Raw genomic sequence first — 13,678 nt, 5'->3', positions numbered from 1 at the left:
TTTAAACTTAAATAAAAAAAGGAAAACTAAAACTAGTTTTCCTTTTATAAAAATACATAACAGAAAAAGTTCCTATTTACTAACGGCTTTTAAAGCAGCGTCAAAAGCAGGATCAATATAAGTTGTTGTTAATTCGTCTACTTGTTCTTGTGTAGGGATAGCTTTTACATCTGGAGCAACACCAATAGCCTCAACAACTTTTCCTTCACTATTTTTAAATGCCATTAATGGCATGTAAAACTGTAAGTATCCATTGCTTAATCTATTACCACCATTAAATGAATCTTGACCTCCTAAACCTGCAGTACCACCACCGCTATTGTCTCCGACGATAGTTACATGATCTCCTTGAGATTTAATCATCATGGTGCTAATTTCAGACATACTAAAAGAGTTTTCATCAATTAAGATAGCGATAGGAGCATTTTGTTGAAGGGCAAATTTGTGAGGTTTTGTTTCTACTGGTGTCCAAGGACTGTAATTAAAACGACCATTCCCTTCTTTGGTTCTTTGATATCCCCAAACTTTTTGTTGCGTTATAAATCTTTCAGTAAAAATGCGAGCATCAATTACATATCCACCACCATTACCGCGTAAATCTAAAATTATTTTTTTTGCTTTACCACTTGTTATAGGGTTGTATAATTTTTGATAAAGATCAAAATTGTAATTTGAAGAAATAGAATTTAATAATGCGTCAAATTCATCAGTAAATGTAAGACCGAAAAAAGAAACTGTACTAGCAAAGCTAGAAACTTTTTGGTAAGTTGCAATGCGCTTATTGTAAATTCCGTATAATATATTAACAGCTTCTTTTTGTGCTTCAGTAGTGGTTGGAGCATTGTAATAAGCGCCTAATGTAGGTAATACAGTCGCGTGTTTTGTTTTAAACTCGTTTTTAGCAGCTTGTGTAAAGCTAGCTAAAGGAGCTAAACTGTTTTCAAAGTCGCTAATTAACTCAGTGTTTTTAAAGTTGTCAAGTGCGCTTATGTAAGTTTTATACTCGTTAGAATTAATTACTGTACTTACTAGTGTTTTAAAAGAGTTTAAGTTATCTTTCATCAAAGCTTCAAACTCGGTACCAGCTTCATTATCTAATTTTTTTAAGTCATCAAAATACGATTGATTAATACCATCAATACCGCTAATGTCTTCTAATAAAGGGAATGCTCCTTCTATTATAGCAGTTGGATAAACCTCAAAACCAGTTAATTGAATATACATTGTTTCTGGGTCACTTTTTAAGAAGCCAGCTAAAATAGGACCTTCTTGAACAATTGTAGTAGGGTCTAGCTTGTCATTAGCCATAACAAAACTTACTTCACCTTTGTTAACTTTTGGATTCCTTTGATTTCTTCCAAAGCTAACAAAACCGTCTTCTTCAGTGTACTTGTATTTCATGTTGCTAGAAAAACCTGCTGATACAGAAGCATTTCTACCAGGTAGTTTAACACTTGGTAAAGGAATGGTTACACTTAAGCCGAAATGTTGGTCTAAAACTTTTCCAGTAATAATTTCAGCAAAATATTTAAAGGCTAAATTAGCTTCTTTTTCAGCTTCAATAGGATTAGCATCCGCCTTATTAAAAGTTGTTAGTTTTTTAAATTTTGGATTGTATTTTTTGTATACGTTGTCCCAACTTTCTTCTTGTTCATTAAAGTAGTTATAATCGTTATTCATTGTATCCCAAAAAGCATTGAAAAGATCAGAATAACTAGCTACATCAGTTCTGTCTAACTCAGCTACCTCTAAAGCATCTTCTCTACAAGATTGAAGAGTTTGTAATGATAGAACTACTATAAATATTTGTAATATGTATTTAAGTTTTTTCATAATAATTTAGTTTTTAAAAGTTGTAAGATATTCCTATACCATAATTAGAGGTGGTATAATAATAGTTAGAAGTTTTTCTTAATTGTTCTTTTTGGTTGTCAGACAAACCATACATAAAAGAGTACTCAACAAATAGGCTGAAGTTTTTGTAAAAGTTATAGCCTAATCTGGTTTCAGCTTGTAGGCCATAATCAACCCTGTTAAAATGATTTTCATTTTTGTTAAAGTCATAAGTCTCAGTTACAGTTTTCTTAGGGAAACCATCAAGATCAAGTTCTCCAAAAACTTCAACTGTACTTTCTCTTTTAAGTGAATTCCACCAACCTACATAAGTTCCTGCAAAAACTTCAAAATTAAACTTGGTGTCTTTTAAGGCTTGATGTAGTGGTTGTATCCCTACCATTACTGGAATGTTGAAATACCTTGATTTATGAAGGGTAGAAACACCTTCACGTGTTCCTGTTCTTTGAAATCTATAGTTTTTATTAAGATAGGTTAACCCTGTTTGTATACTAATGTGTTTATAAACTTTAAAGTTGAAACCTGCTTTAAAGTAGTTTCCATCCTCATCTACATACTCAGTATCTACTCTGTTACTTGCGCTATAAGTAATATCATTATTGTTTAATCCCCCTGAAAAGCTTACTCTAAATTTATTTTGGGCTGATAGAGAAGAGTTGATTAATAAGGCAACAAAAAGAAGTAAGACTACTTTAGGGGTAAAAGAAGACTTTCTCCCATGAGTTTTTTTATTTTTCATGCGTGTTATGTTAAAATTAATAAATAATAAAAGGTATCCTAATATGGATATAGCGTAATTTTTTCTAGAATAAAATTGCGGTACTAAAACAAGTGAATCGCTAAAAACCCTAATATTTTATTTTAATTAATGTTAAAAAAAGGTGAATTTTATGTTTTTTTTACGTGAAAAATTAGAAAGTAGTATTTGTTAGTGGTTTGGTTTGTAGTATTGTAGGTTGTTATTCTTTTTGATGAGAATTTTTTAAAATATTTTTATTTTTTTTAAGAGTATTGAGGTTGTGTTGTGAATGAAATGAAAAGCCACATTTAAAACTTAGTTTTAAATGTGGCTTTAAACAAATAATTTATCTCAAAGAAATATGTTCTCTGTTTCTTAATTAAGAAAAAATTTTTATTGGTGTGTATAAATTAAATAGGCAATATATAACAGTAAAAACTGAAGAGGTACTCTTATAATGGCTATTTTCCTAGATCCAATTGCAGGTTTTTCTCTAAAAACATCCCAAATATGAATAGGTAAGAAAATTAACATTAATAAAAACATTGCTAAAGCTGCTTGTTTGGTAGTTTGATTAATTAGTAATCCAATACCAATTACCAATTCTAATAAACCAGTTATGTAGTTTACAACTAATTTTGGAAGAAAATTAGGGATGAAACGATTGAAAATCTTAGGTTTTACAATGTGCATAATACCTGCAAAGGCGAAAAATATTCCGAAAATATTTTTTAATATTATGATAAGAGTACCCATGAATTAAGGCTTTAAAGATTCTTCGTTGTATAAATATTTATCCATTAAATATATAATACTAGCCATAGAAGCACTTCCTAACTCAAGTTCACGTTTATTTACTTTATCAAACGTATCTGTAGCTGCATGGTGATAATCAAAATAGCGTTGAGAATCTGGTCGGTAGCCTACTAAGGTAACATGGTCGTCTTTCAAAGGTCCAATGTCAGCACCGCCACCTCCAGCAGTAATATCATGTAAACCATAAGGAGCTAATAATTTTTTCCAGCTTTGAACTAGTTGCAAGTTTCTTTCATTAGCATCAATAGAGAAACCTCTTGGAGTATGCCCACCGGCATCAGATTCTAAAGCTCCAATATGTAATTCGTTATTTTGTTTGGCTAAACGAGCATATTCGGTTGCTCCTCGTAAACCATTTTCCTCATTCATAAAAAAGACAATACGTATGGTGTTTTTTGGTTGAATATTGTTCTTTTTTAATAGATAAGCTACTTCTAAAGACTGTACAATTCCAGTTCCGTCATCATGTGCGCCTTCCCCTAAATCCCAAGAATCTAAATGTCCGCCAACAACCATAATTTTATTAGGATATTCACTTCCTTTAATTTCTCCTACGACATTGTGTGAAGGGGCATCAGGTAAGTTTTCACAACTTTGTTTAAAATAAAACTGTAAGTTAGGGTTTTCTTTTAAATGTTTGCTTAAGTTTTCAGCAGCACGAGAACTAATAGCTGCTGCAGGAATGTATTCTTCTTTTGGAATATCACCGTACCCCATAGAACCTGTGTGTGGATAATCATCAATTCCATTAGTCATAGAGCGAACAATGACTGCTTTTGCTCCAAATTTTCCAACTATGGCAGCTCCTCCATAGCGTTGTCCTACACAACCTCCATAAGCTTGAAAGGTATTAATAAGAGTGTTGTCAAAAGCACCATTGAAAAATACAATTTTACCATTGGCTTTATCACCTAAGTTTTTAGCTTCTTCAATATTTTTTACTTCGATAACTTCTGCTGTAATTCCGTTAGAAGGTGTTGCAATTGAACCTCCTAAAGCACAAATAGGGACATTTATTTTCCCTCCGTTAAATTCATAATTAGCAATTTCTTTTTCTCCACGAACCCAATGAGGCACCATAATGGGTTGTAGCCAAACAGAATCTAAACCAACTTCTTTCATGAGTTTTTCTCCCCAAATAACTGATTTAGCTGCCCCTTCTGAACCAGATAAACGGCTTCCAATATTTTGTGTTAAATCACGTAGCCATTCATATGATTTACCTTGGGTAAGTGCAGTGTTGAATAGTTTTTTTACTTGTGTTGAATCTTGTTTGTAGTTTGCTTCTGTGTAGGTGTTTGAAGCTGCTGTAGGTTGTTTTTGTTCTGTTTTACAAGCAAAAAAAGTAATACTTGTAAGTAATAAAAAAGTTAGTTTTTTCATTTAGGGTATTAGTTTTAACACCCTAAATGTAAGTTATATATTTTAATTTTTAGAACAGTGTATCAAACTTCCAGGTTAAACCTCCCATTGCTTGAAATCCTTGTACATTAAAGTTATTGAATCGTTGATAGCTGTTGTTTAAAACATTGTTTAAGTTTAAGAATACAGAGAACGAATCATCAAAATGATATCCCCCATTAAAGTTTACATCAAAATAACTTTTTAAGTCTACTGAAGTAAAGGTCTCAGCAGGTAAAGTATCATAAATTCTTCCTTTACGATTTCCTACGAAGTATAAGTTAGCACCAGCAAACCATTTATTGGTTTTGTAGGTTCCAAAAACTTCTCCTTTTATTTTAGGCGTGTTCCAAGCTTCTTCTTCATTGGTTAAGGTAAATTTATTGAACTGAGCATTAGCTCCAATAGTAAGATTTTTAATACCATCAAAGGCAACTTCACCAAAGAAGGTCATTAACTTAATATCATCATAAACTACTTTAAAAGAGTTCCCATATTCATATCCATAGAATGTAAATCCGTTAGTTCCAGCAATGTTGTCGCCTTCTGACTTTGATTGATTCAAAACAAAAAATGGATTATTTTCAATATCAGCATAACTTACTTTTGCATTATAACTAAATTGATGATTTAGTTTACCTCTAATTCCTCCAAAAGCATCAAACTTTTTATTAGTTTGTCTCATGTCAAGAGTAGGAGACAAATATGGGTTATCATCTGTAAAAGATTGATACATATTTGTGGTTAAATCACCAGATGCACCAACAAATACATTTGCTAGTTCTTTAACGATAGGATAAGAAATCTCCACGTCAGGGTATATAAAAAAGTTATTTTCGCTATTTTCTGTATCCATTGAAAAGTAACTTTTTGCTCCCAATTGAATAGCTAAATCTTGTACATTGAACTTGTAAGTTGGATGTACTCCAAGTGTAATGAAGTTATAATCTATCGGAGTAACGGCATCATATGCATAAGCATAGGAACCTCCTAAGTAATTAATAGTGGTATTTACATACAAATCGTTTAATTGGCGATGAAAATTATCTAAAGGAAAACGAAATTGTGCATTACCATCAACTAAAAATTCAGCACTTTCAAACGAGTCAGAGAAAAAAGCGATTGCTCCATTAGCTTCTTCTAAAAAAGAATCATCAGGTTTTATTTGACCAAATATTTTTATGTGATTGTAACTTTGGGCTTCTTCAATAGCACTTAAAGTAGCTTCTGTAAACGTGATGTTTGTAGGTAAGCCATACCAGTTATATTTATCTTTCTCAGCATCTAAACCTGCTGACCATTGAAAATAACGTTCTTGTTGGGTGTAGTTTATGTTTAGGTCAATATTATAAAAAGTACTACTTAATTCTGTGTCAGCTACAGGGTCGGATGATAATAAAAACTTTAAATGCGCTCCTAATTCGCTATTATAACTTTCGCTACGTCTTACATATGCTTCTAAAAAAGGTGAAAGGATGTTTCCAAATCCAACTGATACGTAGTTTGGATATAACTTTTCTCTTTTGCCCAAGTCAACTTTTTTCATTGTTCCACTTTTGGGGATAAAAGTAGAGGCAACAGGAACCGAAAATATTTGATATTCTAAAGCTTTTTTCTGAGTTTCTTTTGTGTGTTCAATCACAGGTTTTTGCTTTATTTTAAAAGCATCAGTAATTTTAGGAACATATGAAGTTACTACATTTACAACTTCGGTTTTTATTATAGTGTCTTTAGCTTTATTAGTGACGTTTTTTTCTTGTGCATTTGCATATGCTACTACAAATAAAACAAGTAAACTTAAGTGCTTTTTCATCGATCTAGTCATTTAACTTTCGTTTGTTATTAACAAATTTTAGTTTTGGGTAGTTACTGATTCGTTTGTTTTTGCTTCTTTATTTTTAATGGTACGAAGCTCATTTTTTGCTTCTTCAATTACATCTTTATACTGTGTAAAGTTTTTGATGATGTTCTCCAAGATGTATGTTGCTTGGTACGCATCTTTTAAAGCATAATAATTCTTAGCCATAATTATATAACTTTTAACTCCCCAGTATTTGTATGACGAGTAGTTAGCAATTAAATCTTGTACAGCTTTAGTAGATGCTTCATATTCTTTATTCTCATGTAAAAAGAAAGCATTGTAGTATAAACATTCAGCTTTCAGTTCACCAGTAGCTTTTTTACTAGCTTCGTTAAAATATTCTTCAGCAGTTAAAAAGTCATTGTTTTTGAAAGAAGAGCGGGCTAAAATGATTTTAGCATCCTCAGCAATGTTAGTATCTACCTTTCCTTTAACTAATACTTTTTCAGCATAGGTGATAGCATTACTATAATCACCTTTTTTATAGTACCCTTTCATTAAATTACTTTGAGCAAAAATGATGTTTTGCGGATAGTTAGCTTCTTTTTCTAGTTGTTGGAGCACTAAAATACCGTTGCTCCAATCTTCTTTTTGTAAATAAATGTTAGCTAACTTGGTTAAAGATTCTTCTGTAAACTCACTTTTAGTTTGTTTGTTTACATAGGTGTAGTGAGGAATAGCTTTATCAAATAACTTTGTGTTGTTATACGCTTGTGCTAAATAAAAATGAGCTTTTAATACATTAATTCCGTTAGGAAATTGTTGTAAGTATTTATTGAACCCTTCAATAGCCCTAGTGTTGTTGTTCTCTAGGAACTTATTTTCAGCAGATTGATAGGTTGCGTTATCTAATTCTGCATTGGTAACATTAGCAAAAGGTATGCTTTTAACCCAGGCGGCATATTCATCTACTTTACCTATATCGATATATACATTTTTAACGTTGCTTACTGCTTGTTTTGCTTCGTTAGAATTTGGATGTTTAGTAACTACCTCTTTATATTTTTCAATAGCTTTTCTATTATTGTTGTTACTATAGTATAATAACCCTTGACGCAATAATACATTTGGAATATAGTTGCTTTTTGGATGATTCTTTAATAAACGTTCGTAAGCTTTTTGTGCTTTTGAAACGTTATTCATGGTTGTGTAAGTGGTTGCTAATTGAAATAAAGCATCGTCTTTTAATTGAGAACCATCGTAATCACTAATTAAAGTTTCTAGATCTTGGACTTTAGCATCATTTTTCCCCAAAAATCCATTACTCATAGCTGTTTGATATTGTGCATAATCAGATCCTACACCACCTTCTTGAATTACCTTATTATATGCCTTAATAGCATTTGTGTAGCTTTTTGAAGCATAAAAAGAATCTCCTAGGCGATTGGAAGCATCATCGTTTAAATCGTTGTCATCCAAATTTTGTTCTAAAAATTGCTGAAAGTATTTTGCAGCATTAGGATAACTTTTTAGTTTGAAGTTTGTGTATCCAATTTGATAATTAAGCATCTTGGCCTCGTTAATATCCTTATCAGTAACAGATAAGAAGTGTTTAAGGGCACTTTGATAATTCCCTAAAGTGTATTCGGTTTCAGCCAACCAGTAAGCAGCTTTATTACTCACAGTAGTGTTCTCTGATTGAGTTGCATTTACAAAGTATGGTTTGGCTTCTGCTATTTTATTTTCGTTGTATAATTGAATACCTCTGTATAAAGAAACTTCACTGATAATACTTTTGCTTTCTGGAGTATCTGAAGTGTTTAAAAAGTCCAAAGCACCTTGATAATCTCGTTGATGCAAGTATGAGGTCACTAACAAATTACTAATTTCAGCAGCGTTTGGAGATGTTGGGTATTTAGCTAAAAAGCCCTTTAAAACATCTGGAACACTTTCATATGGGTTTCCTTCTTCGTAACTTAACTTCGCATAATTTAAAGAAGAACTTTGAGTAATTTGAGCATCAAAATCCATTTCACTAGCATTCTTAAAAGCATTTAAAGCTTCTGGTTTTTTATCTAATTCTAAATAACATTCTCCTAAATGGTAATAAGCATTTTGTGCTACTTTATTATTCCCGTCAATAATTTTATTAAAGTTGCTAATAGCAGTTTCATAATCCTTTTGTTGATAATAAGCATAACCTAAATAATAGTAATCGGTATTTGTCCAACGACCATTTTTTCCTTTGTAGGCTTTTAAAAACGGAATAGCTTTTTCGTATTTTTTAAGGTTGAAATAACTTTCACCAACAATTTTAGAAATTTCAGAAATCTCTTTTTGATCTTTCGTAGTTTTTAGTAATTGTTCTCCAATTTGAATTGATTTATCAAATCTCCCAGCTTTAAAACTGATGTCTAATATATAGTAATTTGCTTTTGCTTGGTAAGTAGCATCGTTTGCTAATTGACTTAAATTGTCTTCAGCTTCTCCGAAATTTTCTTGCTTATAGGCAATGTATCCGTAGTAGTATCGAGCGTCGTTACCATAAATAGGGTTTCCTAACAAGGTTTGAAAACGAGATTTAGCATCTTTTAAGTAATTAGAAACTAATAGCGCATAGCCCATTTTATAATTGAGTTCATTTTTTTCTTCTGGACTCAATAGTTTTTCATTTACTTTTTGATACCATTTTAGGGCGTGAGCAGCTTTTCTGTTGGCAAAATAATAATTACCAACATTTAAAAATGCCTTTTCTTTTTTATTGTTGTAAGGGTAGTTTTCAACAAACTGATTAACTCTATAATCAGCATCATCTTGTTGCAATTTTATTGCACACATAGCATCATAATAGTCAGCATTAGCTTTTAAGTTATGATGTTTTTCAGAGTTTACGGAAACTTCGCGAAAAAGTTCTTGTGAAGCAGCATATGCTTTGTTGTTGTATAAACGTATTGCTTTATGAAAATCGGCATTTGCATCAGTATTTATAGCCGACTCTTGTGCTATTACCGCTGTTGTAAAGGTTAAAAAAAGAAATAAGTAGCAGCTTTTTTTGAAACAGTTAAATCTCATATTTTTTAGTTATCTAGAAACTATAACGTTAGTTTTTTATTTTTGTTGGGAGACTTTTTATCAAAAGTAAGAAATGTTACAGAATTACGTTATAAAATTTTAGATTTGTAAAAAACTACATTCCATGGAAAACCCTGTTTTACACCTTGAAAACGCAGATATTTATCAACAAGACAATTTAGTATTGTCAAAAGTAAATTTTACCCTGAATAAAGGTGATTTTTATTATTTAATCGGAAAAACAGGAAGCGGAAAAAGTAGTTTGTTAAAAACCTTATATGGTGATTTACGTTTACAACGTGGCTTAGGAAGTATAGTTGATTTTGACTTAAAACAAATGAAAGAGAAAGATATTCCTTTTTTACGAAGAAAACTAGGAATTGTTTTTCAGGATTTTAAATTATTAAACGATAGAAATGTTTACGAGAATTTAGAGTTTGTATTAAAGGCTACTGGTTGGAAAGATAAAAATGAAATGAAAGATAAAATTCATGAAGTTTTAGATAAGGTAGGAATGAAGGAGAAATACTATAAAAAAACTTTTGAATTGTCAGGAGGGGAGCAGCAACGTGTAGCAATTGCTAGGGCGTTGTTAAATGATCCTGAATTAATTTTAGCAGATGAGCCTACGGGAAACTTAGACCCAAAAACTTCACTAGAGGTGATGGAGTTATTGAATGAAATTCACCAAAGTGGAAAGACAATTTTAATGGCTACGCACGATTATCAATTGATTGTAAAGTTTAAACAAAAAGTGATTAAATGTGAGGGTGGTGAATTGTTTGAAGTAGTACAACAAGCAGTCTAAATATTGTAAAAAACAAACCCACTTCAAGGATGAAGTGGGAAAATTGCTATGAAAAACTATGAAAAGAAACACTACTAATGCTTCTCTACTATAAAGACGTTTAGATTAGCAAAATCTTACACAGTAATTGGAATTTTAACAAAAGTTTATAAAAAAAACCTGAGTAATTTTATTACTCAGGTTTTTAAATATTTCAGACTGTTAACCTCTTAGAAAGTTAATGCAGTATTGTTATTTTTAACGGCTTCAGCTGAAGAAGTTAACGCCGCTTTTTCTTCTTTGCTTAAGTTAATCTCAACGATTTTTTCTATTCCGTTTTTACCTAATACTACTGGTACACCAATGCATAAATCAGATAAACCGTATTCTCCTTCTAATAAAGCAGAACAAGGGTAGATTTTCTTCTGGTCACAAGCAATTGCTTGTACTAACCCAGATACAGCAGCTCCAGGAGCATACCAAGCAGAAGTACCTAATAAACCAGTTAAGGTAGCACCACCAACTTTAGTGTCTTGTTTTACTTGTTCTAATCTTTCTTCAGATAAGAATTCAGATACAGGAACAGAGTTACGAGTAGCTAAACGAGTTAACGGCACCATTCCTTTGTCAGAGTGACCTCCGATAACCATTCCGTCAACATCAGAAATAGGAGCTTCTAAAGCTTCAGCTAAACGATACTTGAAACGAGCTGAATCTAAAGCACCACCCATACCAATGATTCTATTTTTAGGTAATCCAGTCGCTTTGTGTACTAAATATGTCATTGTATCCATTGGGTTAGATACTACAATGATAATTGTGTTAGGAGATTGCTCAACTAAGCTAGCAGCTACAGATTTTACAATACCAGCATTGATTCCTAATAACTCATCGCGAGACATTCCTGGTTTACGAGCAATTCCTGAAGTAATTACACAAATGTCTGATCCAGCAGTTTTGCTATAGTCTCCTGTTGTTCCAGTAATTTTAGTGTCAAAACCATTTAAAGAAGCAGTTTGCATTAAGTCCATTGCTTTACCTTCAGCAAAACCTTCTTTAATATCAACTAAAACAACTTCAGAAGCGAAATTTTTAATAGCAATGTACTCAGCACAACTTGCGCCTACAGCACCTGCTCCTACAACCGTTACTTTCATTTTATATATGTTTTTTGTAATTAATTATGTTTATAAGTGCGGAATCCGCACAAGATGCACAAAAATAGCGATTTGGCTATGGATATAAAAGAAAAACCCGTTGATATTTCAACGGGTTTTATATTGTTAGTTGTAGCTAAATATTTTTAAGTCTTTTCCTTTAGAAAAATAAATCTTTTTAGCGGGCTTGTCAATTTTGTATTTTGGTTTATCTACACCAAACTCATATGTTTCAACAGTGTCACCAGAATCTTTATTAACTTGCACTAAAACTTTTTTACCTCCTTTGTTTGCATAGAAGAAGGCATTATTTTTAGTGGCTTTAAAAGCATTGTGACGGTCTCCATCCCATAATAACTCTCCTATTTCAGAAATCGTTGTTCCGTCGTTAAATTGAGATACGCCTTTGTTAGCATGTTTTATACCGCGATTTATTGTGTTTTGTTTACCTACAAAAGCTCCTGATCCAACTAGTGCTGATCCATATGTGGCGTTAGCGTATCCAAGTCCTTGCATTCCAAAACCAGTAAAACCTAATGCATAAGAACCAAAATTCTTTAAATGTCTAAACCCTTCGCCAGGTTGTTTAAAGTATTCATTCTTTATTACATTACCTTTGAAGTCTGTAATTACATATTCCCAGTTGCTGTTGATGAAATAACCATTGTCTCTTATTTCAACAGAGGTTATTTTACTAGCATCATTAAAATCAATCTTTTTTACTTGGTCTTTTCCAAGTTCTTTGTCAGGGTTTAAAATGTATAGTTTTTTACCACTTAATAAAATTAAAGAGTTGTTTTTCTCATGATAGGTTAGTTTATCATTTTTTTCATCTAATTTAATTTTGTATACTCTTTTCTCTTCTCCGTTTTGGAAATATTCTATTCTGTATGGGGTTACAAAAATAGTACCTTTATCATAAGAGAAAGTAGTGAATTCTTCTTCGTCGTCTACTTCAAAATCTACATTTTTAATAACCTTTTGAGGTTTTTTCCAAACTTTTTTACCAGTATTATCTACCAAATGCTTTTTGTTTTTGTAATAAACAATATAACCTTCTGAAGTTTTTTCAACACCTTTAACTTTTTTTCTTTTGAATTCTTTTTTCCAAGCATCTTCACCAGTATGATAGTCAAATAATTTAGCTCCGTCTTCGTGGATTAAAAATAATTTTCCATCTTCAAATTGATAGTCTACAAACCCCTCATCTAGTTTAATAGGTTTTTTCCAAGTTTCTTTACCAGAATTTACATCAAAAGCAATAAGCTCTTTACCAATTACTTTTTTCCCTATTAGAGATAATCCCATGGTAAAACCAGCTTTAATAGCTCCCCCAACTAAAGAACTACTTTTGTTTTCAACAGCGATTAAAAGACTTATTATCTTCTGTAAAAAACAATTTACCAGCGTCGTATTTTTCTGATAGTATAACTTTACCATCAGATTTGTTGATTAAAAAAACAGTTTTACCAGCTGTAAAAGCAATTTTATCTTCGTTTTGGATAAAGTTATAAGCACCTGCACCTCCTAATAATAAGCTTCCTAATTTCTTATTGGTTTTTATAGAGCTTTCCCAAATGATGTTATCATTTTCAATGCTAGTTAAAAATAGTTTAGCTTCAGTTTTATCAGTTTTTGCAAAAAATAAAATAGCATTTTTACCAAAAACAAACTTGTCATCAAAAATTCCTTTGTATCCATTGGTCTTTTCGTCTAAAATTTTATGACCCGTTTTGATGTTGAAAATTGTTTGATTAAATTTTCCGAATGGAGATAATGCTACTTCACTAAAAGAAGAACCTCCATCTTGACCAAGAGCATTAAGATTTTTAATAAATCCACTTTCTTTGAACTCCCATATTTTTTGACCTGTTTCACCATTAACTCCATATACGGCACCATCTGTTGTAATCACAGGAATTCCTGTTAAGTTGTGTAGGTAAACGTCACTAATTTTACTGTCAAGAGTAAGTGTGTGATTAGGGTCTCTTTGTGCGGACGCTAATAAAGAGGTTAATAGAAATAATAAGAATAATTTTGTTTTCATAACA

The 13,678-nt window shown here is 31.7% G+C and carries 10 protein-coding genes; 1 reads left to right on the top strand and 9 read right to left on the bottom strand.

Annotation, left to right across the window (positions count from 1 at the left end):
• Window positions 1-72: 72 nt before the first annotated feature.
• The 6 genes from D6T69_RS14850 to D6T69_RS14825 form a co-directional block, all read right to left on the bottom strand.
• A complete protein-coding gene (locus D6T69_RS14850) occupies window positions 73-1,833 on the bottom strand; it encodes a S41 family peptidase (protein ID WP_125068760.1) in 1,761 nt (586 codons plus the stop codon).
• A gap of 13 nt (window positions 1,834-1,846) precedes the next feature.
• On the bottom strand, window positions 1,847-2,593 hold the full coding sequence (locus tag D6T69_RS14845; RefSeq protein WP_125068758.1) for an outer membrane beta-barrel protein: 747 nt from the start codon (window positions 2,591-2,593) through the stop codon (window positions 1,847-1,849).
• Window positions 2,594-2,986: 393 nt separating this feature from the next.
• Window positions 2,987-3,349 carry a DoxX family protein gene (locus tag D6T69_RS14840; RefSeq protein ID WP_125068756.1) on the bottom strand — a complete coding sequence of 121 codons (363 nt, stop codon included), beginning with the start codon at window positions 3,347-3,349 and terminating at the stop codon, window positions 2,987-2,989.
• A 3-nt stretch (window positions 3,350-3,352) separates the two neighbouring features.
• Window positions 3,353-4,792 (bottom strand): M20/M25/M40 family metallo-hydrolase, encoded by a 1,440-nt coding sequence (locus D6T69_RS14835; RefSeq protein WP_125068755.1) that lies wholly within the window; start codon window positions 4,790-4,792, stop codon window positions 3,353-3,355.
• Between the two features lie 49 nt (window positions 4,793-4,841).
• Window positions 4,842-6,623 carry a TonB-dependent receptor gene (locus D6T69_RS14830; RefSeq protein WP_125068754.1) on the bottom strand — a complete coding sequence of 594 codons (1,782 nt, stop codon included), beginning with the start codon at window positions 6,621-6,623 and terminating at the stop codon, window positions 4,842-4,844.
• 39 nt (window positions 6,624-6,662) lie between these two features.
• The gene (locus D6T69_RS14825) at window positions 6,663-9,683 is read right to left on the bottom strand and encodes a tetratricopeptide repeat protein (protein ID WP_125068752.1); all 3,021 of its coding nucleotides are present in this window, start codon (window positions 9,681-9,683) and stop codon (window positions 6,663-6,665) included.
• Between the two features lie 124 nt (window positions 9,684-9,807).
• Here D6T69_RS14825 and D6T69_RS14820 point away from each other — a divergent pair, with 124 nt between their 5' ends.
• Window positions 9,808-10,491, top strand: coding sequence for a cell division ATP-binding protein FtsE (locus D6T69_RS14820; protein WP_125068750.1), 684 nt, complete (start codon window positions 9,808-9,810; stop codon window positions 10,489-10,491).
• A gap of 209 nt (window positions 10,492-10,700) precedes the next feature.
• Here the strand turns inward: D6T69_RS14820 and mdh are convergent, their stop codons facing one another.
• From mdh to D6T69_RS14805, 3 genes are all read right to left on the bottom strand, one after another.
• Window positions 10,701-11,627 (bottom strand): malate dehydrogenase, encoded by a 927-nt coding sequence (gene mdh / locus D6T69_RS14815; RefSeq protein WP_125068748.1) that lies wholly within the window; start codon window positions 11,625-11,627, stop codon window positions 10,701-10,703.
• Between the two features lie 126 nt (window positions 11,628-11,753).
• Entirely contained in the window at window positions 11,754-13,067 is a 1,314-nt protein-coding gene (locus D6T69_RS14810; protein ID WP_125068746.1) for a PQQ-binding-like beta-propeller repeat protein, read from the bottom strand.
• Window positions 12,985-13,674, bottom strand: a complete 690-nt coding sequence (locus D6T69_RS14805; RefSeq protein ID WP_125068744.1) for a PQQ-binding-like beta-propeller repeat protein — start codon at window positions 13,672-13,674, stop codon at window positions 12,985-12,987. The genes D6T69_RS14810 and D6T69_RS14805 overlap by 83 nt, the downstream gene beginning before the upstream one ends.
• Window positions 13,675-13,678: the final 4 nt, after the last annotated feature.

This window comes from Tenacibaculum singaporense, from assembly GCF_003867015.1.
GTDB lineage: Bacteria > Bacteroidota > Bacteroidia > Flavobacteriales > Flavobacteriaceae > Polaribacter > Polaribacter singaporensis.
Note: the sequence above shows the minus strand (reverse complement) of the source record. Positions and strands in the feature narration are given on the sequence as shown.